Below are 20,789 nucleotides of genomic sequence, written 5' to 3'. Positions count from 1 at the left end.
GATGAGCGAGGCGCAGGACCACGAGCACGCGGCGGGCGCCGGGCCCGCCGTGCCGCAGACCCGCACCGCACGGCACCGCCGGATCGTGGACATCCTCAACCGGCAGCCGGTGCGGTCGCAGAGCCAGCTGGCGAAGCTGCTCGCCGACGACGGGCTGAGCGTCACGCAGGCGACGCTGTCGCGGGACCTGGACGAGCTCAACGCGGTGAAGATCCGCAACACCGACGGCGACCTGATCTACGCGGTGCCGAGCGAGGGCGGTTTCCGCACCCCGCGGGCCCCGCTCGGGGGGTCGGCGAAGGAGGAGCGGATGCGGCGCCTGTCGCAGGAGCTGCTGATCTCCGCGGAGGCTTCGGCGAACCTCGTGGTCCTGCGCACACCGCCGGGCGCGGCCCAGTTCCTCGCCTCGGCCATCGACCAGGCGGAGCTGCACGACATCCTCGGCACCATCGCGGGCGACGACACCCTGCTGCTGATCAGCCGGGACCCGAGCGGGGGACAGGCGCTGGCGGACCACCTGCTGAGGCTGGCGCAGAACGGACACTGACCCGCACGGCGGCGGAGCCCGGCCGCCGGACGGAGGCCGGCAGGACGGTCTCCCACGGCGAGCGGCCGGGCGAGCAGCCCCCGGCGGCCACCGACAGCGTGCCGCCGTCGCCGCGCTCCCGCCCTTTCGTGGTGGTGAGGTGCCCATGGCGGCCCCGGCGGGTTCCGCGGTGATGCGGCGGGTTCCGCGGTGATGCCGGTGGTGACCAGAGGTGATGCCGGTGGTGACCAGTGGTGATGCCGGCGGTGATCGCGCCGGTGGTCAGCCCAGGCGCGCGGCCAGGCCCCCGGTGCACCGCACCTCGTCCCCCGCGGTGATCAGCAGCCCCTCCGTGTCCGGCAGGGACTCCAGCCAAGCGAGCCCCGCCCGCGAACCCATCGCGAACGCCGCCGTGGCCCAGCAGTCCGCCCAGAGCAGCCGGGGTCCGACCACCGTCACCGCCACCAGGTCCGTCACCGCCGGCCGGCCCGTGCGCGGATCCACGATGTGCGCCCCCCGCTCCGCCGTCCCCGAGGTGGCCACCGCCAGCTCCGGCACGCCGGCCGCCGAGACCACCGCGGCCAGCCCGCCGGGCCGGAGCGGGTCGGCCACCCCCACCCGCCACGCCCGCCGCGGCTCCGGCGCGCCGAGCAGCTGCACGTCCCCGCCGCCGTTCACGCTCACCCCGCACACCCCGGCCACCGCGGCCAGCGCCCGCGCCGCCCGCTCGACGGCCCAGCCCTTGACGATGCCGGTGGGGTCAAGCGAGCCCTGGTAGCGGGTGCTGAACCACCCCTCGCTCACCCGCTCCGCCTCGGCCGCCAGCTCCAGCACCTCGGCCACCTCGGGAGCGCACCCGGCCACGCCCAGCTCGCCCCGCGCCAGCCGCGACACCTCGCTGTCCGCGCGGTACGTGCTGAAGACGGCGTCCGCCCGGTGCAGACCGGCGACGGCCCCGGCGAGGGCCGCGCGTACCGCCTCCGGGTCCCCGCCGCGGACGTCGAAGGAGAAGACCGTCCCCATGACCTCCTCGGCGTGACGCAGCGCCGGCGTCCGCTCCGCCTCGGCCACCGCGTCAGCCACCGGCCTGGTCCAGGGCCGACTGGAGGGACTGCCGGTAGCCGGTGCTGGTGTAGGTGGCCCCGGACACCGTGTCGATGCCGGCGCTCTGCGCCGCCACCGCCTGCCGGTTGAGCCTGGGGACGGCGAGCTCGGTCTTCTGCGCGCTGAGGCCGCCCTCGGGCGCCTGGACCGCCTCCGCCTTGCTGATCTTCCCGCCGCTCACCGTGATCCGCACCTGGACCGGCCCGTACCGGGTCGGCACGGCCTTCCCGGTGACCGTGCGGGCCTGCGCGGCGCCGGACGGACCCGGGGACGCCGGTTCCATTCTGTCGAGCGCCGACTGGAGCGACTTCCGGTACCCCTCGCTCGTGTACGTGGCCCCGGACACCGTGTCGATGTCGGCGCTCTGCGCCGCCACCGCCTGCCGGTTGAGTTTCGGGACGGCGAGCTCGGTCTTCTGCGCGCTGAGGCCGCCCTCGGGCGCCTGGACCGCCTCCGCCCTGGTGATCCTGCCGTCGCTGACGGTCAGCCGTACCTGCACGGCCCCGTACTGCGTCCGTACCGCGTCACCGGTCACCGTGCCGGAGCCGGCCCGGGCACCGTCCGCCGCGCCGCCCTGCGGCGACTCCCGCCCCGCCGCCGACTGCTGCGGGGCGGTGCCCGCCGCCGACGCGGCGGCCGGATCGGACGCCGGCTTCAGCGACAGCATCAGCACGACTCCGGACACGGTCGCGGCGGTGGCCAGCACGACCCTCCGGACGGGGTGGCTCTTCCTCATCGCTTCGCAGCTCCGCTCACATCTCGAACGACTCGTGGTGGATACGGCGGGCCGGCACCCCCGCCTCGCGCAGGGCCTCGAACACCGACTGCGCGAAGCCGGGCGGACCGCACATGAACACGTCATGCGTCTCGACGTCCGGGATCTTCCGCCGGAGGCTCTCCGCGGAGATGTCCGGCCGCTCGCCCTCCGGGCTGTTCACCGCGTACATCAGCCGGGCGCCCCGCTCCTCGGCGATCGCCGCCAGCTCGTCCCACAGGGCCAGGTCCTGGGTGGTGTTCGCCCGGTAGAGGAGCGTGATGTCCCCGGCGGCTCCGGGCAGCGTCTCGAACAGCGCGCGCATCGGCGTGATGCCGACGCCGCCCGCCACCAGCAGCACCTTGCCCCGGCTGCGCCGCTGCGCGGTGAGCGCGCCGTACGGGCCCTCGGCCCACACCTTCGTGCCGGGCTCCAGCTCCCGCAGCCGGGCGCTGTGGTCGCCGATCGCCTTCACCGTGATCCGCAGCATGCCGGGGCGCGGGGCCGCCGAGAGGGAGTACGGGTGGGAGCTGAAGCGCATCCCCGGGGCGAGGAACCGCCAGCGGAAGAACTGGCCCGCCTCCGCCCCCATCCGGTGCAGCCTGCGCCCGCCGATCAGCACCGACACGATGCCCGGCGTCTCCTCGACCACCGCCTCCACCCGCATGCGGTGGCGCAGGTTCAGCCGGACGGGGGTGAGGATCCGGTACCAGAGCAGCAGCGCGGTGACCGCGCCGTACAGGCCGTACCAGAAGGTCTTGGCGGTGGGCTCCGCCGCGAACTCGTTGCCTGTGCTGATCTGGTGCCAGAACGTCAGGAACACCGCCGCGTAGGTCAGCAGGTGGACGTGGTACCAGGCGTCGTACGGCAGCCGGCGCCGGACCGGGCCGATCGACGTCAGGCCGATGACCACGAACAGGCCGGTGCCGACGGCGGCCTTGCCCATGTCCGGCAGCTGCTCGACCGATTCGACGGTCTGCGCCGCGATGTCGCCGAGCGACCTGCCCGCCTGGCGCGCGTACCCCCACATGGTGAGGAAGACGTGCGCCACGACCAGGCTCAGCGTGTACCGGCCGCTCATCGCGTGCCAGCGGGCCACCCGGTCGGAGCCGACCCGCCGCTCCAGCGCCGGGACGCGCGCCATCTGGAGCACGACCAGTGCCATCAGGTAGCCGGCCAGCAGGCCGGTGATCCGGCCCGCGCCGAGGATCCGGCCGGTGGTGTCGGCGATGGCGGGTGTCTGCTGCCACCACAGCCACAGCACGGCCGCCGCGCCCGCCCAGACGGCGAGCAGCAGCGGGACGGCCGGGGAGCGGCGCGGGCGGATGCGGCGCATCGTCTGTCGGCGGGCGGCACGTCCGCCTGCGAGCGTGGTGGTCACGGTTCCTCCGGGGGGACTTGACCCTTGGCCCACAGATACGTGCCGGGTGCGCCGAACGTTCAGGGGCCGCCCGAGCCGCCCCGCCTGGGCCCTCGGCCGGCGGAGCCCTGCCGGTGCCGCCCTGTCAGTACCGGGTGACGGCCGTGGCCCCGCTCGCCGTGCCGATGGCGATGTGCGGCTCCTTGCCGGGCACGGCCCACTGGAGGATCCGCCGCATGTCGGCCTCCGGCACCGACACACACCCGGCCGTCGCGCCCGGTCCGTCGACGTGCAGGAAGATCCCCGCCCCGCGCCCGCGCACGGGCCGGTCGTAGTTGAAGCCGATGACCAGGCCGTACGCGTACTGCTCCCGGAAGTCGACGAGGTGTTCGGACTCGGCGGCACGGCAGTCGGCGGGCAGGGGGTCGACCCAGCGGTTGTACGAGCGGGAGTCGTTGTCCTGGCACCACCAGGAGCTCTCCCGGACGGGCCGGTAGGGGACGGCCGTGCCGGCGGGCGCCGCCTTGATCCCGAAGCCGAAGGGAAGGCCGTACAGGCCGGTCGGCGTGGTGTTGGTGCCCTGCACCCGGGTGCCGCCCTCGACCAGCCCGCCCGCCCCGAACCGGGCCGGTGCCGAACCCGCCTGGACCCACTCGCCGTCCCGCAGGTCCCACCAGCCGACCGTGCCGGTCGTGGCGCCGGTGCCCGGGGCCTCGGCGACGATCAGCTGGCTGCCCCCGCCGGTGTCCGCCATCCGTGCCGGCAGCGGCGCCGGGCCGGGTTCGGGCGCGGCACCGAGCAGGGTGAGGCAGGAGAGGGAGACGAGGGCGGTGACCACACGGAGGCGCATGGTCCGGACGCTAGACGGCGGCAGCGGACCCGGCAGCCCGGGTGGTCCGTCCGGGCCCCACGCGACGCGCTCCCGGGCCCCACGCGACGCGCTCCCCGTTCACCATCCGTGCGGGCCCGTCGCGGTGTGTTCCGCCCCCCACCCGTGCGGGCCCGTCCGTGGTGTCTTCCGCCCCCCACCCGTGCGGGCCCGTCCGTGGTGTCTTCCGCCCCCCACCCGTGCGGCCGCCGTCACCCTTGAGGCTGATTGACGAATCATGCAGAGCCCTGCATACTCATGCATATCAGCGAATGCACTGTGAGGAGAAAACCCGTGACCGAGCGCGTCGTACTCGCCTACTCAGGCGGTCTGGACACCTCCGTCGCCATCGGCTGGATCGCCGAGGAGACGGGCGCCGAGGTCATCGCCGTTGCGGTCGACGTCGGCCAGGGCGGCGAGGACCTGGACGTCATCCGCAAGCGCGCCCTCGCGTGCGGCGCCGTCGAGGCCGAGGTCGCGGACGCCAAGGACGAGTTCGCCGACGAGTACTGCCTCCCGGCGATCAAGGCCAACGCCCTCTACATGGACCGCTACCCGCTGGTCTCCGCCCTGTCCCGGCCGACCATCGTCAAGCACCTGGTCGCCGCCGCCCAGAAGCACGGCGCCACCACGGTCGCCCACGGCTGCACCGGCAAGGGCAACGACCAGGTCCGCTTCGAGGCCGGCATCGTCGCCCTCGCCCCCGACCTGAAGTGCATCGCCCCGGTCCGCGACTACGCGATGACCCGTGACAAGGCGATCGCCTTCTGCGAGGACAAGCAGCTCCCGATCGCCACCACCAAGAAGTCCCCGTACTCCATCGACCAGAACGTCTTCGGGCGCGCGGTCGAGACGGGCTTCCTGGAGGACATCTGGAACGCCCCGATCGAGGACATCTACGAGTACACCTCCAACCCGGCCCTGCCGCGCGAGGCCGACGAGGTGGTCATCAGCTTCAAGGCGGGCGTCCCGGTCGCCATCGACGGCAGGCCCGTCACCGTCCTCCAGGCCATCCAGCAGCTCAACGAGCGCGCCGGCGCCCAGGGCATCGGCCGGATCGACATGGTCGAGGACCGCCTCGTCGGCATCAAGTCCCGCGAGGTCTACGAGGCCCCCGGTGCGATCGCCCTGATCACCGCCCACCAGGAGCTGGAGAACGTCACCGTCGAGCGCGAGCTGGCCCGCTACAAGCGGCAGGTCGAGCAGCGCTGGGGCGAGCTGGTCTACGACGGCCAGTGGTTCTCCCCGCTCAAGCGCGCCCTGGACGGCTTCATCGACGAGGCCAACCAGCACGTCACCGGCGACATCCGGATGGTCCTGCACGGCGGCCGCGCGGTCGTCACCGGCCGGCGCTCCGAGGAGTCGCTGTACGACTTCAACCTCGCGACCTACGACACCGGCGACACGTTCGACCAGTCGGCGGCCAAGGGCTTCATCGACATCTACAGCCTGTCGTCGAAGATCGCGGCCAAGCGCGACCTGGCCTGAGCGGGTACGGCCTCCGGGTCACCCCACACGCATCGGCCTGACAGCCGCCTCCCCGCCTGCAAGGGCGGGGAGGCGGTGGCACATCAGCGGCTGACGGCACATCAACAAGCTTCCGAGGAGCAGGCAAGTGAGCAGCAACAGCGGTGACGTACGGCTCTGGGGCGGCCGTTTCGCCGACGGTCCCGCCGAGGCCCTGGCCAAGCTGTCCGCGTCCGTCCACTTCGACTGGCGGCTCGCGCCCTACGACATCGCCGGTTCGCGTGCCCACGCGCGCGTGCTGCACAAGGCGGGGCTGCTCACCGAGGACGAGCTCCAGCGCATGATCGCGGGCCTCGACCGGCTCGAAGCCGACGTGGAGTCGGGGGCCTTCGTCGGCACCATCGCGGACGAGGACGTCCACACGGCCCTGGAGCGCGGCCTGCTGGAGCGTCTCGGCCCCGACCTCGGCGGCAAGCTCCGCGCCGGCCGGTCCCGCAACGACCAGGTCGCCACCCTCTTCCGGATGTACCTGCGCGACCACGCCCGCATCATCGGCGGTCTGATCGCCGACCTCCAGGACGCGCTGATCGGCCTGGCCGAGGCCCACCCGGACGTGGCGATGCCCGGCCGCACCCACCTCCAGCACGCCCAGCCGGTGCTCTTCGCCCACCACGTGCTCGCCCATGTGCAGTCCCTGTCCCGGGACGCCGAGCGGCTGCGCCAGTGGGACGAGCGGACGGCGGTGTCGCCGTACGGCTCCGGCGCCCTCGCGGGCTCCTCGCTCGGCCTGGACCCGGAGGCGGTGGCCGAGGACCTCGGCTTCGAACACGGCAGCGTCGGCAACTCCATCGACGGCACGGCCTCCCGCGACTTCGTCGCCGAGTTCGCCTTCATCACCGCGATGATCGGTGTGAACCTCTCCCGGATCGCCGAGGAGATCATCATCTGGAACACGAAGGAGTTCTCCTTCGTCACCCTGCACGACGCCTTCTCCACGGGCTCGTCGATCATGCCGCAGAAGAAGAACCCGGACATCGCCGAGCTGGCCCGGGGCAAGTCCGGCCGCCTGATCGGCAACCTCACCGGTCTCCTCGCCACCCTGAAGGCCCTGCCGCTCGCCTACAACCGCGATCTCCAGGAGGACAAGGAGCCGGTCTTCGACTCCTGCGACCAGCTCGAGGTGCTGCTGCCCGCCTTCACCGGCATGATCGCCACCCTCACCGTCAACCGCGAGCGCATGGAGGAGCTGGCCCCGGCCGGGTTCTCGCTGGCCACCGACATCGCGGAGTGGCTGGTCAAGCAGGGCGTGCCGTTCCGCGTCGCGCACGAGGTCGCGGGGGAGTGCGTCAAGGTCGCCGAGGCCGAGGGCAAGGAGCTGGACGACCTCACGGACGAGCAGTTCGCGAAGATCTCCCCGCACCTGACCCCCCGGGTGCGGTCCGTCCTCAACGTCCCCGGAGCCCTCGCCTCCCGCGACGGCCGGGGCGGTACGGCACCCGGCGCGGTCGCCGTCCAGCTGACGGAGGTCAAGGCGGACGTGGCGCGCCAGCACCAGTGGGCGCAGGCCAAGAAGAAGGGCTGAGGCGGGGGCGCGCCGGACGGGGCGGGGGAACCGCGCGGCACGCCGCCGCACGGGCGTACTCGCCGGAACACCGCGCCGGCCGAGTGCCGGGGCGAAGGTCATCAAGGGTTACGTTGGTCGCAGCCGTACCGGAGCCGACCGAACGGAGCCCGCGATGCCCTTCGCGCGACTGGCCGCAGCAACGACCCCCACCTGTCACATCGGCCTCGGCCTGGCCGCCGTCGGCCGCCCCGGCTACATCAACCTCGGCCGGGAGGAGGACCTCGGAGCGGACCGCAGCGTCGAAGCCCTCCGCACCCGCACGCACGACCTCCTCGACGCCGCCTACGCCCAGGGCGTGCGGTACTTCGACGTCGCCCGCTCCTACGGCCGCTCCGAGGAGTTCCTGGCCGGCTGGCTCCAGGCCCGGCCGGACATCGACGACGTGGTCGTCGGCAGCAAGTGGGGCTACACCTACACCGCCGGCTGGTCGGCCAGGGCCGAGACGCACGAGGTCAAGGACCACAGCCTCGCCACCTACGAACGGCAGCGCGCCGAGACCGAGGCCCTGCTCGGCGACCGGCTCGACCTCTACCAGATCCACTCGGTGACCCCGGACAGCCCCGCGCTCACCGACAAGGAGCTGCACGCCAGGCTGGCGGAAGCCGCCGCCGGCGGCCTGACCGTCGGCTTCTCCACCAGCGGTCCGGCGCAGGCCGACGCGATCCGCGCGGCGCTCGCCGTGACGGTCGGCGGCGAACCCCTCTTCCGTACCGTCCAGTCGACGTACAACGCCCTGGAGCCCTCGGCCGGCCCGGCCCTCGCCGAGGCCCACGACGCCGGGCTCACCGTGATCGTCAAGGAGGGCATGGCCAACGGCCGGCTGGCCGGACCGCACGCCCCGGACGCGCTGCGGGACGTGGCCGCCGCGACGGGACTCGGCTGCGACGCCGTCGCCCTCGCCTGGATCCTGCGCCGGCCCTGGGCCGGCGTCGTCCTCTCGGGTGCCGCGACCGTCGCCCAGCTCGTCTCCAACCTGCACGCCCCCGCCGTCGACCTCGACGTGGACCAGCTCACGCTGCTCGCCACGCTGGCGGAGGACCCGCACGCCTACTGGGAGCGGCGCGGGCAGCTGCCCTGGCACTGACGCTCACCCGCCGACCGGCACCGGCCGGCCACGGGCCATCCACCGACCCGCACCGACCAGCCGTGACCAGCACTGATGAGTCACGCGTGCCCGTTGTGAGACAAAGATGTCTCACGTGGGCTACTCTTGTCTCATGGCTCTCGATCGTGACCACGTGCTGCGCAGCGCAGCCGCCCTGCTGACCCGGAAAGCCACCGCGACCATGGACGAGGTCGCCAAGGCCGCCGGGATCAGCCGGGCCACGCTGCACCGCCACTTCGCCGGCCGGGACGCGCTCGTCCGGGCCCTGGAAGCGCTCGGTATCGCGGAGTGCGAGGCGGCGCTGGACGCGGCCCGCCTGGACGAGGGCCCCGCGGCCGATGCCGTGCGCCGTCTGGTCCGGGCGATCGAACCCGCCGCCGGACTCCTCGCGTTCCTCTACACCGAGAACCAGCTGTTCGAGGGCGAGGGGCAGAACCAGGGCTGGGCGCGCATCGACGAACGCCTCACGGCGCTGTTCCGGCGCGGCCAGGAGAACGGCGAGTTCCGTATCGACCTCACCCCGGCCTGGCTCACCGAGGCGCTCTACGGCCTGCTGGGCTCCGGTGCCTGGGCGGTGGCCGAGGGCCGGGTGGCCGCCAAGGACTTCACCTACATGATCGTCGAGCTGCTGCTGGGCGGCGCACGACGGACCGACACCCCACTGAGGAAGGAATCATGACCAGCACCCTGCAGCCGGCACCCGTGACCGAGGAGGGGAAGCGCCCGGGCCGCTGGCTCGCGCTCTCCGTCCTGGTCCTGGCCGTGCTGCTGGTGGCCGTCGACGCCACCGTACTCGGCCTGGCGACCCCCTACATCAGCGAGGACCTGGCCCCTTCCGGCACCCAGATGCTGTGGATCGGCGACGTCTACTCCTTCGTCATCGCCGGTCTGCTGGTCTCCATGGGCAGCCTCGGCGACCGCATCGGCCGCAAGCGGATCCTGCTGGGCGGCGCCACCGCCTTCGGTGCGCTGTCCGTGCTGGGCGCCTACGCGACGACACCCGAGACGATGATCCTGGCCCGGGCGCTGCTCGGTGTCGCGGGCGCGACCCTGATGCCCGCCACCCTGGCCCTGATCCGCAACATCTTCCACGACCCGCGCGAGCGCAGCATCGCCGTCGGCATCTGGGGCGCCACCGCCTCCGCCGGTACGGCCGTCGGCCCCATCGCCGGCGGATTCCTGCTGGAGCACTTCTGGTGGGGCTCGGTCTTCCTCATCAACCTGCCGGTGATGGCCGTCCTGGTCCTGGTCGGCATCCGCACGCTGCCCGAATCCCGCAACCCGCACCCGGGCCCCTGGGACCTGGCCAGCGTCGCCCTGTCGCTCGTCGGCATGATCGCCGTCGTCTACGCCGTCAAGGAGGCCGCCACCCACGGCGTCACGGCGGCGACCCTCGGCTCCGGCCTGCTCGGTGCGGCCGCCCTGTACGGGTTCGTCCGCCGCCAGCTGACCATGCCCGTCCCGTTGCTGGACATGCGCCTGTTCCGGCGCCGTGGCTTCGGCGGGGCGGTCCTCGCCGACCTGCTGACCGTCCTCGGCATGTCCGGGCTGGTGTTCTTCCTCTCCCAGTTCCTCCAGCTCGTGCAGGACCGGCGTCCGTTCGAGGCGGGCCTGGCCGAACTGCCCGCGGCGGTCGGTGCGGTGGCGGCCGGTCTGATCGCCGGCCGTGCCGCCCGGCGCTTCGCGGTCCGCACGGTGGTCGCGGGCGGCCTGGCCGCGGTCGGTGTGGCCCTGGCCGCCCTGACGACCGTGGGCCAGTCCACCGGCTACCCGGTCCTCGGCGCCGCCCTGCTGGTCGTGGGCGTCGGCGCGGGCTTCTCCTTCACGGTGACCGCCGAGGTCATCCTCTCCAGCGTCCCCAAGGAGCAGGCGGGAGCCGCCTCGGCGGTCTCCGAGACGGCGTACGAACTCGGCGCGGCCCTGGGCATCGCCCTGCTCGGTTCCATCGTGACCGGCGTCTACCGCGGCTTCCCGGGCCCGGCCGGCACCCCGGCCGAGGCCCACGAGTCCCTGGGCGCGGCGGTGCAGGCCTCGGCCGAGATGCCCCCGCACCAGGCGCAGGCGCTGCTGGACGCGGCCCGGGACAGCTTCGTCCACGGCCTCCACCTGGCCTCGGCGGCGGGAGCGGCCGTGCTGCTGGCGGCAGCGGCGGTGGCGTGGTTCCTGCTGAAGGGACAGAAGCTGGACGGCGCCGGCTGACGGTCAGCGCTTGTAGCCCAGCACCGTCATCATCCCGCTCTCCGAGTGGTACTGGTTGTGGCAGTGCAGCATCCACAGCCCCGGATTGTCGGCGTCGAAGTCGATCACCAGCTTCCGGTGCGGCAGCACGAGCGCGGTGTCCTTGCGCGCGCCCACGGAGTCCAGGCCGGTCAGCGAGAAGGTGTGCCCGTGCAGGTGCATCGGGTGCCACATGTCCGTGGCGTTGACGAGGGTGAGCCGCACCCGCTCGCCGGCTCGGACGGCGTGGCGCTGCTGCGGGGAGTACGGCTTGTGGTCGAACCCCCAGTCGAACTTCTGCATGGTGCCGGTGATCCGGATGCGCATCTCGCGGTCGGGCTTCCGGTCGTCGAGCGCCACGGAGTCCTCGGGCAGGAGCCGGCGGGCGGGGACGGTCTTCCCGTCGAGCTCGTCCGGGCGGACGCCGGCCGGGGGCAGGCCGCCGGAGCCCTTGTCGGTGCGCAGCACGGCGAGGGCCTTGCCCTTCTTGCCCTCGGGGAGCGCGACCAGCGGGAAGACACCGTCCCGGGCGGTGATCAGGACGTCGTACCGCTCCGCCATGCCGACCAGCAGGGCGTCGGTCTCCTTGTGCTTCACCGGATAGCCGTCGGTGTGCGTGACGGTCATCCGGTGGCCGCCCAGCGCGACCCGGAAGGCGGTCTCGGACCCGGCGTTGATGATGCGCAGCCGCACCCGGTCGCCGGGACGGCAGCGGAACACCGACGGATCGCCCGGCAGCCGTCCGTTGACCAGGTAGTGCGGATAGGCGACGCTGCCGCCCTCCCCGTGGAGCATGCGGCTGTGGGACTTGTGCAGCACCCGGTTGGGACCCGTGCTCTTCCTGGACGGCGACGGGTGCGCGCTCGCCGGCCGGCCGTGGCCCTGGCTGCCGTGGCCGGAACCCATGTCCATGCCTCCCATGTCCATGGAGCCGCCGGGCTTGAGCTGGCTCAGCACCCCTTCGGGGGTGGAGCCGTCCACGTCGTCGAGCCAGTCGTCCAGGACCACGAGCCACTCGTGGTCGTAGGAGAGGGGCTCCCTGGGGTCGTCGACGACGAGGGGCGCGTACAGCGCGCGGTCGGGCTGCATCCCGACGTGGGAGTGCAGCAGGTAGGTTCCCGGGTGCTCGACGGCGAAGTGGTACCGGAAGTCGGCGCCGGGGTGGATGGCCCGCTGGGTCAGGTCCGGCACGCCGTCCATGTCGCAGCGCAGCCGGACCCCGTGCGAGTGCAGGGTCGTCGTCTCCGGCAGCCGGTTGGCGAGCGTCAGGTCGAGTACCTCGCCGGCGGTGGCCCGCACCAGCGGGCCCGGCACCTCCTCGTTGTACGCCCACGTCCGGACGGTCCGTCCGCCGAGGTCCAGTTCGGTTTCGGCGGCGGTGAACCTGACGGTGCGGACGCGGCCGGACCCGCGTTTGCGCTCGGCGGCGAGGACCTCCGGATCCGACGGGTTGACGTACCCCTTGGGCCCGTCCGGGACGAACTTCTCCCCGCCGCTCGCGCGTTGGGGGCCGGAGCTGGGCTCGGAACCGGAGCTGGTGCAGGCTGCCAGGAATCCCGCGCCGGCGGCGGCGATCGGGGTGCGGAGCAGAGTGCGCCGAGAAGGTTTGTACATGTCTGAATCAGACATGTTGTGTGGTCATTAGGCCGCTCGCATACGGCCGAATGCCGGATGTGTCGCCGGTAGATTCCACCGGCAGGCGGACGGACGCCCGTACGGCGCCCGCCCGGCGGACGCCGCTAGGCGGCCTTCGCCTTCGTGGCGTACATGTCCACGTACTCCTGGCCCGACAGCCGCATGACCTCGGCCATCACGGAGTCGGTCACCGCCCGCAGCACGTACCGGTCCCGGTCCATGCCGTCGTAGCGGGAGAACTCCAGCGGCTCACCGAAGCGGACGGTGACCCGGCCCGGCCGCGGGATGCCGCGCCCGCCCGGCTGGAGCTTGTCCGTGCCGATCATGGCGAACGGGACGACCGGCGCCCCGGTCATCAGCGTCAGCCGCGCGATGCCGGTGCGGCCGCGGTACAGCCGCCCGTCGGGAGACCGCGTGCCCTCGGGGTAGATCCCGAAGATCCGGCCCTCCTCCAGGATCCGCCGTCCCGTCATCAGCGCGGCCACGCCGCCGCTCGCGCCGTCCCGGTCCACCGGGATCATGCCGACGCCCGTGAAGAACCACGCCATCAGCCGGCCCTTGAGGCCCTTGCCGGTGACGTACTCGTCCTTGCCGATGAAGAACACCTGCCGCTTGGTGACCAGCGGCAGCACGATGGAGTCGATGAAGGTGAGGTGATTACCGGCCAGAATCACCGGTCCGTCCCCGGGAATGTTCTCCACGCCCTCCACCTGTGGGCGGAACATCAGGCGCATGATCGGTCCGAGCACTGCCTTGATGAGCGCGAAGCGGGACAACGGGTCCTCCGATGTCGAGGGGGCGTTATGTGTCTGTGCAGGTGAGGACATTACTCGGGGGCACGGTCCGTGCGCACATCGGGGACGCCCGGTTCACCGAGGTCTTACGAAGTATTGACACGGGTTTACCTGCGGTGGCGCGCCGAGGACGGCGCGTGACGGCCGGACGGCGATGTGACGGACATCGCGTGCGCCGGGGCGCCGGTACGGACGGCCCGTCACCTTCCGCCGCCCGCACGACACACGAGTTCACCCGCGTGTTCGAACCAGAGCCTCCCACCCGTCATGTGCGCGCCCCTACGATCGGGCCGCACCGACGGACGAAGGCGACAGGAGGGCGCTCATGGACAGTGACCAGGCGAACGGGCGGAAGCGGCAGACGGGACGGCGGGCGCTTCTCGGCGCCGCGGTGCTCGGCGCGGGCGGAGCGGTCCTCGGTCTGCCCGGCACCGCCCAGGCCACCGGGACCCGGCCGGCGGGGCACGGCGGCCGCGGACTGAAGAGCCTGCCGGTGCCGACCGTCATCGGCCACCGCGGTGCCAGCGGTTACCGCCCCGAGCACACCTTCGGCTCCTACGACCTGGCCCTGGACCTCGGCGCCGACGTGGTGGAGGCGGGCGACCTGGTGCCCACCAAGGACGGCCACCTGGTCTGCCGTCACGAGCCGGAGATCGGCGGGACCACGGACGTCGCCTCCCGCCCGGAGTTCGCCGGCCGCAAGACCACCAAGGTGCTGGACGGCGTTGCGACCACCGGCTGGTTCACCGAGGACTTCACGCTCGCCGAGCTGAAGACGCTGCGCGCCGTGGAGCGCATCCCGGCCAACCGGCCGCACAACACCCTCTACAACGGCCGCTGGGAGATACCCACCTTCGAAGAGGTCCTGAAGTGGCAGGACGAGGAGACCCGCAAGCGCGGCAAGCAGGTCTGGATCTACCCCGAGACCAAGCACCCCACCTACTTCCGCAAGCTGGGCCTCGGCCTGGAGGAGCGGGTCGCGAAGCTGCTGCGCAAGTACGACAAGGACGGCCGCAACTCCCCGGTCATCCTCCAGTCCTTTGAGCCCACCAGCATCCAGAGGCTGAACCAGCTGGTCGACAACCCGCTCGTCGTCCTGCTCTCCGCGGCGAACAGCCGCCCGTACGACTTCGTCGAGGCGAACGACCCGCGCACGGTCGCCGACCTGATCACGCCCAAGGGCCTGCGCGAGATCGCCGGCTACGCCCAGGGCATCGGCCCGACGCTGGACCTGGTCATCCCGAAGAAGGCGGACGGCACCCTGGGCGAGCCGACCACGCTGGTCTCGGACGCGCACAAGGTGGGCCTGATCCTGCACCCCTATACCGTGCGCAACGAGAACCCCTTCCTGCCGGCCGAGTACCGCAAGGGCGGCGCGGCCGACGCCTACGGTGACGTCTTCGGTGCCTACCGGAGGTACTTCGCGACGGGTATCGACGGCGTCTTCACCGACAACCCCGACACCGGTCTGCTCGCCCGCGCCGACTTCCTGGACGGCTGACCGCGGCGGCCGCCGCGTCAACCGGCGCACCGGCCGGCACCCCGTTCGGGGTCACTGTGCACCGCCCCGGCAACCCGCCGCCGGGGCGGCTCGTCGTTCCGCATATGACGCACGACCTGGTAGCCACCCTGCGCCCGCTGCTCACCGCCGAGGCGGCCGCGGAGGCATATGCCTTCGGGGACGAGCCGAACGACCTGGAGCAGGCCGTCTGGCTCCGCCTCCTGGAGCGGCTGGAGACCGACGGACCACCGCGGGACCCGCACGGCTGGCTGCGCAAGGCCGTCCGCGCCGAAGCCCGCCGCAGCCGGCGTGCCACCCGCCTGGAAGGGCCGTACGACGGCGAGCCGGCCGACGAGGCGCGGCCCGGGCCCGAACAGCTCGTGCTCACCGCCGCCCGGCACCGCGCCCTGCGGGACGCGGTGGGCCGCCTGCCCGGCCGCTGCCCCCGCCTGCTGGAGGCGCTGCTGTCGCCGAAGGACCTGACATACCGGGAGATCGCGGGGGAGTTGGGTATCTCACAGGGGAGTCTCGGCCCGGAACGTTCCCGATGTCTGGGATGTCTGCGCCGATTGCTCACTCCGGAGGTTGCGGCCTGCGAAGTGCGGGGATAGGAGTGGGGGACGACAGGTGATCAGGTGAGCGGGAGGCATGCGCACATGGGCATGAGCGTGACCATCTCGGTGGCGACCGAACAGGACGCGGAGCAGATCTTCCGGCTCCAGTACCTGTGCTTCCAGAGCGAGGCGGCGCTCTACGGCAACTACCGCATCGACCCGCTCGTGCAGACCCTGGACTCCGTCCGCCAGGAGGTCGCCGCCGACTGCGTCTTCGTCGCCCGGCTCGGCGAGGAGGTGGTCGGCTCGGTGCGCGGCAAGGTGACCGAGGACGGCGCGGCGGACATCGGCAAGCTCTGCGTCCACCCCCGCCTCCAGGGCCACGGCATCGGCGCGCGGCTGCTGCGCGCGGCCGAGGCGGCGCTCGCGGACGAGCGGGGTGCCACCAGGTTCCGCCTGTTCACCGGACACCGCAGCGAGGGCAGCCTGCGCCTGTACCGCCGGGTCGGCTACCAGGCGGTGGGCCGGGCCAAGGGCGCCGACGGGGTGGAGATGATCATCCTGGAGAAGCAGGCGGGCACCTACGTGGCCACGGCCTGAGACGCCCGGCGCGGGGGTGCGGGGCCGCACCGGCCGGCGGCCGCCCCGCGTGAGCGCGACCTGGCACGGGCTGCCCGCCGCCGCGGCTCAGGCGCCCTGCGCGGTCCGTGCCTTCCGCAGCCAGTACAGCGCGGAGAGCGGCAGCAGCACCGGGATGAAGACGTACCCCGCCCCGTAGTCCGACCAGACGGTGGCGTCCGGGAAGGCCGAGCGGTCGGCCAGGGTCCACGTCCCCACGACCAGCACTCCGGCGAGCTCGGCGGCGCAGCACACCAGTGCCGCCCGTCGGGCGGTCTCGCCGCCCCGGACCAGCGTGTAGGTGATGAACCCGTACACCACCCCGGCCAGCGCCGACAGGGAGTAGGCGAGCGGCGCCCGGTCGAACTCCGTGGCGATCTGGTACGCCGACCGCGACACCGCCCCCACGACCATCACGCCGTAGAACCAGACCAGCAGCATGCCCGGTCCGCTGATCAACCGGGCCGGCTTCTCCTCCACCGCCGTCACCTCAGCCTCCCCAGATGTCGTAGAGCCGCACCTGGAGCACGGCCAGCACCACACCGCCGGCGGCCACCGTCACCGAACCCCAGCGGGTCCGCTCGGCCAGCGACATCAGGCCCGCCGCCGGAACGCACGCGAACGCGCCCAGCAGATACGCCACGAAGATCGTCGTGCCCTGTTCCGGCTTCTCGCCCCGCGCCAGCTGCACGATCCCGATCACCAGCTGGACGAGGGCGAGCAGCGACACCACGGCCATGCCGATGAAGTGCCAGTCCTTCGTCGGCTGGCCGCGGTGGGCGGCCCAGCCGCACCAGGCGGCGAGCAGCAGCGCGGCGACCCCGGTCACCAGCGTCAGGGCATTGAGCATGCCGCGACCCTATTACGGCCCGTACGGCCCCGGGCCGTCGCCCCCGCCGTACGCCGTAGGGTCTAGACCATGACGATCCACGCGCACGCCCTCCTGTTCGACAACGACGGCACCCTCGTCTCCTCCCTCGACTCCGTCGAGCGCTGCTGGACCCGCTGGGCCCGGGAGTACGGGATCACGGCCGAGGAGTTCGGGAGGGTGGCGCTGCACGGGCGGCCCGCCGCCGAGATAGTCGCCGACCTGCTGCCCGCCCACCTCGTGGCCGAGGCGGTCGCCCGGGTCGAGCAGCTGGAGGTGGACGACGTTCCGCAGGGCGGTGTACGGCTCCTGCCCGGCACCCGGGACTTCCTCGACTCCCTGCCGGCCGACGCCTGGGCCGTCGTCACCTCCGCCACGCGGCGGCTCGCCGAGGCCCGCCTGGACGCCGTCGGCATCCTGCCCAAGACGCTGATCGCCGCCGACGACATCACGCGCGGCAAGCCCGACCCCGAGCCCTACCTGCTCGCCGCCCGGCGGCTCGGCGTCGACCCCGCCCGGTGCGTCGTCTTCGAGGACGCCCCGGCCGGACTCCAGGCGGGCCGCGCCGCCGGGATGACCACCGTGGCGTTGGCCACAACCCACCGCGCGCAGGAGCTGGAGGCCGACCTGGTGGTCGAGGACCTGTCGGCCCTGTCCGCACTGGTCACCGACCGGGGTGTGGAGATCTCCGTGCGCCGCTGAGGCCCCGGCGCGCCCTGTCCGCCGCTGTCCACCATCCGGACAGCGGCGGCCGGTCAGGACCGTCCGTCTGGTTTACTGAGCGCATGACCACGACGAGCTGCCGCACCCTTGCGACCGAGGCGACCATGACGCCCGGTGCTCGTTGTATGTGTCGCCTGATGTGTCGAATGTGCGCCTTCTAGAGGGCCCCCGCATCAGCTGAGCCTCGCGCCCCGAAGCGAGAGCCGTGGCATGTCCGTGCGCCGTAGCCGTACTGGACGCACCACTCTCCATGCCTGAACCGCATGCACCCGTGCCCGGGCACACCCACGCCCGCGCACTCGACAGTGACGGAAACCCACGTGATCACCACCTCGGGCCTGACCAAGGTCTACCGCTCACGCGGCCGTGAGGTCACCGCCCTCGACGGCGTCGATCTCCACGTCCGCGAAGGCGAGGTCTACGGCGTCATCGGCCAGTCCGGCGCCGGCAAGTCCTCCCTCATCCGCTGCGTCAACCTGCTGGAGCGCCCCACCTCCGGCACCGTGACCGTCGCCGGACAGAACCTCACCGCCCTGGCCGGCCGCGGACCGCGCGCCGGCAGGGAACTGCGCCGCGCCCGCAGCCGGATCGGCATGGTCTTCCAGCACTTCAACCTGCTCTCCTCGCGGACCGTGCAGGACAACGTCGAGCTGCCGCTGGAGATCCTCGGCCAGGCGGGCCGGGCACGCTCCCGCAAGGCGCTGGAACTGCTGGACCTGGTCGGCCTCGCGGACAAGGCCAAGGCCTACCCCGCCCAGCTGTCCGGCGGCCAGAAGCAGCGCGTCGGCATCGCCCGCGCCCTGGCCGGCGACCCCAAGGTCCTCCTGTCCGACGAGGCCACCAGCGCCCTCGACCCGGAGACCACCCGCTCCATCCTCCAGCTGCTGCGCGACCTGAACCGGCAGCTGGGCCTGACCGTCCTGCTCATCACCCACGAGATGGACGTCGTGAAGTCGATCTGCGACTCCGCCGCCCTCATGGAGCGGGGCCGGATCGTGGAGTCCGGCACGGTCAGCGAGCTGCTGGCCACCCCGGGCTCCACGCTCGCCGCCGCGCTGTTCCCGGTGGGCGGCGAGGCCACCGGCGCCGACCGGACCGTCCTGGACGTCACCTTCCACGGCGAGGCCGCCACCCAGCCGGTCATCTCCCAGCTCTCACGCACCTACAACGTCGACGTCTCGATCCTCGGCGCCGCCATCGACACCGTCGGCGGCCTCCAGGTCGGCCGCATGCGCATCGAACTGCCCGGCCGCTACGAGGACAACGTGGTGCCGATCGGGTTCCTGCGCGAACAGGGCCTCCAGATCGACGTCGTGGGCCAGGACGCCCTGCTGGTGAAGGAAGGTGCCAAGTGACCTGGTCGGAGATGCAGCCGCTGCTGTCGCAGTCGTGTTCCGAGACGCTCAGCATGGTGCTCTGGTCCACCCTGATCGCCGTCGTCGCCGGCCTGCCGCTCGGCATCCTCCTCGTCCTGACGGACCGGGGCGGCCTGATCCAGAACGTGGTCGCCAACAAGGCGATCGGCCAGATCGTGAACATCGGCCGGTCCATGCCGTTCATCATCCTCATGGTCGCGCTGATGACCTTCACGCGCTGGGTCACCGGCACGACCATCGGGACCACCGCGGCGATCGTGCCGCTGGCCATCGGCGGCATCCCCTTCTTCGCCCGCCTGGTGGAGACGGCCGTCCGCGAAGTGGACCACGGACTGGTCGAGGCCGTGCAGTCCATGGGCGGCAACACCTGGACGATCGTCCGCAAGGTGCTCGTCCCGGAGGCCCTGCCCTCGCTGATCGCCAGCACCACCACCACGATCATCGCCCTGATCGGCTACTCCGCCATGGCCGGCACGGTCGGCGGCGGCGGCCTCGGCGACCTCGCCGTCCGCTACGGCTACCAGCGCTTCGAGACCGAGCTGATGTGGATCACCGTGGCGATCCTCGCCGTCGTCATCTCCCTCATCCAGTTCGCCGGCGACTTCGCCGCCCGCTCCCTGCACCGCCGCGGCGCCCGCTCCGGCCCCGCGCCCAAGCTCCGCCTGCTGAAGGCGAAGGAACCGGCCTCGGCCGACGTCGGCAAGGTCGCCTGAGCCCCCGAGACTCCCCGTTCACCCATACACGGGGTCGCACCACCCTTAAGGAAAGGCACTTTTCGTGCGTAACACCGCCAAGCTCACCACCGCCGTCCTCGCCACCGGAGCCCTCACCCTCGGGCTGACCGCCTGCGGCTCCGACAAGGACTCCGGCTCCGCCGACACCAGCGGCCCGCTGATCGTCGCCGCGAGCCCGACCCCGCACGCCGAAATCCTCAACTTCGTCAAGGACAAGCTGGCGAAGAAGGCGGGCCTCGACCTGCAGGTCAAGGAGTTCACCGACTACATCGCGCCGAACACGGCGACCGAGGACGGCTCGGTCGGGGCCAACTACTTCCAGAACCAGCCCTACCTCGACGACTTCAACAAGAAGCGCGGCACCCACATCGTGCCCGTCGTCACGGTGCACCTGGAGCCGCTCGGCCTGTACTCCCACAAGGTCAAGAAGGCCGACGCCCTCAAGAGCGGTGCGACCATCGCCGTCCCGAACGACGCCGTCAACGAGGCCCGCGCCCTGAAGCTGCTCGCCGCCAACGGGCTCATCACCCTCAAGGACGGCGCCGGCAACGAGGCCACCCCGCGGGACATCACCAAGAACCCCAAGAACCTCAAGTTCAAGGAGGTCGAGGCGGCCCAGACCCCGCGCTCCCTTGACGACGTGGACGCGGCCGTGGTCAACGGCAACTACGCCATCTCCGCGGGCCTGAAGCCGGCCAAGGAAGCCCTCGTCCTGGAGTCCGCGAAGGACAACCCGTACGGCAACTTCCTCGCCGTGAAGGAGGGCAACGAGAAGGACCCGCGGGTCAAGAAGCTCGCCAAGCTCCTCACCTCGCCCGAGGTCAAGAAGTTCATCGAGGACAAGTACCAGGGCTCGGTCATCGCCTCCTTCTGAACCCGACCCGCCCGGCCCGTGACCTGACGGGCCGCCGACGGCACGTACACGGCGTTTCGCGACGCACGGGGTCCACTCCCTCACCGG

At 72.3% G+C, this 20,789-nt stretch carries 21 protein-coding genes; 13 read left to right on the top strand and 8 right to left on the bottom strand.

Features of this window, described 5'->3' with window-relative positions:
- The first annotated feature begins 1 nt into the window (after position 1).
- Positions 2-547, top strand: coding sequence for an arginine repressor (locus ABZ576_RS25215; protein ID WP_360745008.1), 546 nt, complete (start codon positions 2-4; stop codon positions 545-547).
- Positions 548-808: 261 nt separating this feature from the next.
- On the opposite strand, the gene ABZ576_RS25210 is transcribed toward ABZ576_RS25215, so the two are convergent.
- The 4 genes from ABZ576_RS25210 to ABZ576_RS25195 all read right to left on the bottom strand — a co-directional run bounded on the left by ABZ576_RS25210 (position 809) and on the right by ABZ576_RS25195 (position 4,594).
- Positions 809-1,549, bottom strand: coding sequence for an FAD:protein FMN transferase (locus tag ABZ576_RS25210; protein ID WP_360745228.1), 741 nt, complete (start codon positions 1,547-1,549; stop codon positions 809-811).
- A gap of 52 nt (positions 1,550-1,601) precedes the next feature.
- Positions 1,602-2,366: an FMN-binding protein gene (locus ABZ576_RS25205; RefSeq protein ID WP_360745005.1), complete on the bottom strand. Its 765-nt coding sequence runs from the start codon at positions 2,364-2,366 to the stop codon at positions 1,602-1,604.
- 16 nt (positions 2,367-2,382) lie between these two features.
- Positions 2,383-3,765, bottom strand: a complete 1,383-nt coding sequence (locus ABZ576_RS25200; protein WP_360745002.1) for a ferredoxin reductase family protein — start codon at positions 3,763-3,765, stop codon at positions 2,383-2,385.
- A 124-nt stretch (positions 3,766-3,889) separates the two neighbouring features.
- A complete protein-coding gene (locus ABZ576_RS25195; protein ID WP_360744999.1) occupies positions 3,890-4,594 on the bottom strand; it encodes a L,D-transpeptidase family protein in 705 nt (234 codons plus the stop codon).
- A gap of 312 nt (positions 4,595-4,906) precedes the next feature.
- On the opposite strand from ABZ576_RS25195, the gene ABZ576_RS25190 reads away from it, so the two are divergent.
- The 5 genes from ABZ576_RS25190 (at position 4,907) to ABZ576_RS25170 (ending at position 11,007) form a co-directional block, all read left to right on the top strand.
- The gene (locus tag ABZ576_RS25190; protein WP_360744996.1) at positions 4,907-6,100 is read left to right on the top strand and encodes an argininosuccinate synthase; all 1,194 of its coding nucleotides are present in this window, start codon (positions 4,907-4,909) and stop codon (positions 6,098-6,100) included.
- Between the two features lie 127 nt (positions 6,101-6,227).
- Positions 6,228-7,661, top strand: a complete 1,434-nt coding sequence (gene argH, locus ABZ576_RS25185; protein WP_360744993.1) for an argininosuccinate lyase — start codon at positions 6,228-6,230, stop codon at positions 7,659-7,661.
- Between the two features lie 154 nt (positions 7,662-7,815).
- The gene (locus ABZ576_RS25180) at positions 7,816-8,787 is read left to right on the top strand and encodes an aldo/keto reductase (protein WP_360744990.1); all 972 of its coding nucleotides are present in this window, start codon (positions 7,816-7,818) and stop codon (positions 8,785-8,787) included.
- A 133-nt stretch (positions 8,788-8,920) separates the two neighbouring features.
- Positions 8,921-9,487, top strand: coding sequence for a helix-turn-helix domain-containing protein (locus ABZ576_RS25175; RefSeq protein ID WP_360744987.1), 567 nt, complete (start codon positions 8,921-8,923; stop codon positions 9,485-9,487).
- The gene (locus ABZ576_RS25170) at positions 9,484-11,007 is read left to right on the top strand and encodes an MFS transporter (RefSeq protein ID WP_360744984.1); all 1,524 of its coding nucleotides are present in this window, start codon (positions 9,484-9,486) and stop codon (positions 11,005-11,007) included. The genes ABZ576_RS25175 and ABZ576_RS25170 overlap by 4 nt, the downstream gene beginning before the upstream one ends.
- Before the next feature lie 3 nt (positions 11,008-11,010).
- On the opposite strand, the gene ABZ576_RS25165 is transcribed toward ABZ576_RS25170, so the two are convergent.
- Together ABZ576_RS25165 and ABZ576_RS25160 are read right to left on the bottom strand one after the other, a co-directional pair.
- A complete protein-coding gene (locus ABZ576_RS25165) occupies positions 11,011-12,639 on the bottom strand; it encodes a multicopper oxidase family protein (protein WP_360744981.1) in 1,629 nt (542 codons plus the stop codon).
- A 125-nt stretch (positions 12,640-12,764) separates the two neighbouring features.
- Positions 12,765-13,487: a lysophospholipid acyltransferase family protein gene (locus ABZ576_RS25160; protein WP_360744978.1), complete on the bottom strand. Its 723-nt coding sequence runs from the start codon at positions 13,485-13,487 to the stop codon at positions 12,765-12,767.
- A 292-nt stretch (positions 13,488-13,779) separates the two neighbouring features.
- On the opposite strand from ABZ576_RS25160, the gene ABZ576_RS25155 reads away from it, so the two are divergent.
- From ABZ576_RS25155 to ABZ576_RS25145, 3 genes are all read left to right on the top strand, one after another.
- Positions 13,780-14,955, top strand: coding sequence for a glycerophosphodiester phosphodiesterase (locus ABZ576_RS25155; RefSeq protein ID WP_360744975.1), 1,176 nt, complete (start codon positions 13,780-13,782; stop codon positions 14,953-14,955).
- 104 nt (positions 14,956-15,059) lie between these two features.
- On the top strand, positions 15,060-15,566 hold the full coding sequence (locus ABZ576_RS25150; RefSeq protein ID WP_360744972.1) for a sigma-70 family RNA polymerase sigma factor: 507 nt from the start codon (positions 15,060-15,062) through the stop codon (positions 15,564-15,566).
- Positions 15,567-15,611: 45 nt separating this feature from the next.
- A complete protein-coding gene (locus ABZ576_RS25145; RefSeq protein ID WP_360745225.1) occupies positions 15,612-16,109 on the top strand; it encodes a GNAT family N-acetyltransferase in 498 nt (165 codons plus the stop codon).
- A gap of 87 nt (positions 16,110-16,196) precedes the next feature.
- Here the strand turns inward: ABZ576_RS25145 and ABZ576_RS25140 are convergent, their stop codons facing one another.
- Both ABZ576_RS25140 and ABZ576_RS25135 read right to left on the bottom strand, forming a co-directional pair.
- Positions 16,197-16,616, bottom strand: coding sequence for a hypothetical protein (locus ABZ576_RS25140; RefSeq protein WP_360744969.1), 420 nt, complete (start codon positions 16,614-16,616; stop codon positions 16,197-16,199).
- Between the two features lies 1 nt (position 16,617).
- Positions 16,618-16,977: a hypothetical protein gene (locus tag ABZ576_RS25135; protein ID WP_360744967.1), complete on the bottom strand. Its 360-nt coding sequence runs from the start codon at positions 16,975-16,977 to the stop codon at positions 16,618-16,620.
- A gap of 69 nt (positions 16,978-17,046) precedes the next feature.
- On the opposite strand from ABZ576_RS25135, the gene ABZ576_RS25130 reads away from it, so the two are divergent.
- From ABZ576_RS25130 to ABZ576_RS25115, 4 genes are all read left to right on the top strand, one after another.
- On the top strand, positions 17,047-17,697 hold the full coding sequence (locus ABZ576_RS25130) for an HAD family hydrolase (protein ID WP_360744964.1): 651 nt from the start codon (positions 17,047-17,049) through the stop codon (positions 17,695-17,697).
- A gap of 341 nt (positions 17,698-18,038) precedes the next feature.
- On the top strand, positions 18,039-19,073 hold the full coding sequence (locus ABZ576_RS25125) for an ATP-binding cassette domain-containing protein (RefSeq protein ID WP_360744961.1): 1,035 nt from the start codon (positions 18,039-18,041) through the stop codon (positions 19,071-19,073).
- Positions 19,070-19,807 (top strand): methionine ABC transporter permease, encoded by a 738-nt coding sequence (locus tag ABZ576_RS25120; RefSeq protein WP_360744958.1) that lies wholly within the window; start codon positions 19,070-19,072, stop codon positions 19,805-19,807. The genes ABZ576_RS25125 and ABZ576_RS25120 overlap by 4 nt, the downstream gene beginning before the upstream one ends.
- Positions 19,808-19,871: 64 nt before the next feature.
- A complete protein-coding gene (locus ABZ576_RS25115; protein ID WP_360744955.1) occupies positions 19,872-20,702 on the top strand; it encodes a MetQ/NlpA family ABC transporter substrate-binding protein in 831 nt (276 codons plus the stop codon).
- The last annotated feature ends 87 nt before the right edge of the window (positions 20,703-20,789 follow it).

It is taken from the genome of Streptomyces sp. NPDC013455 (assembly GCF_040632975.1).
Lineage (GTDB): Bacteria > Actinomycetota > Actinomycetes > Streptomycetales > Streptomycetaceae > Streptomyces.
Note: the sequence above shows the minus strand (reverse complement) of the source record. Positions and strands in the feature narration are given on the sequence as shown.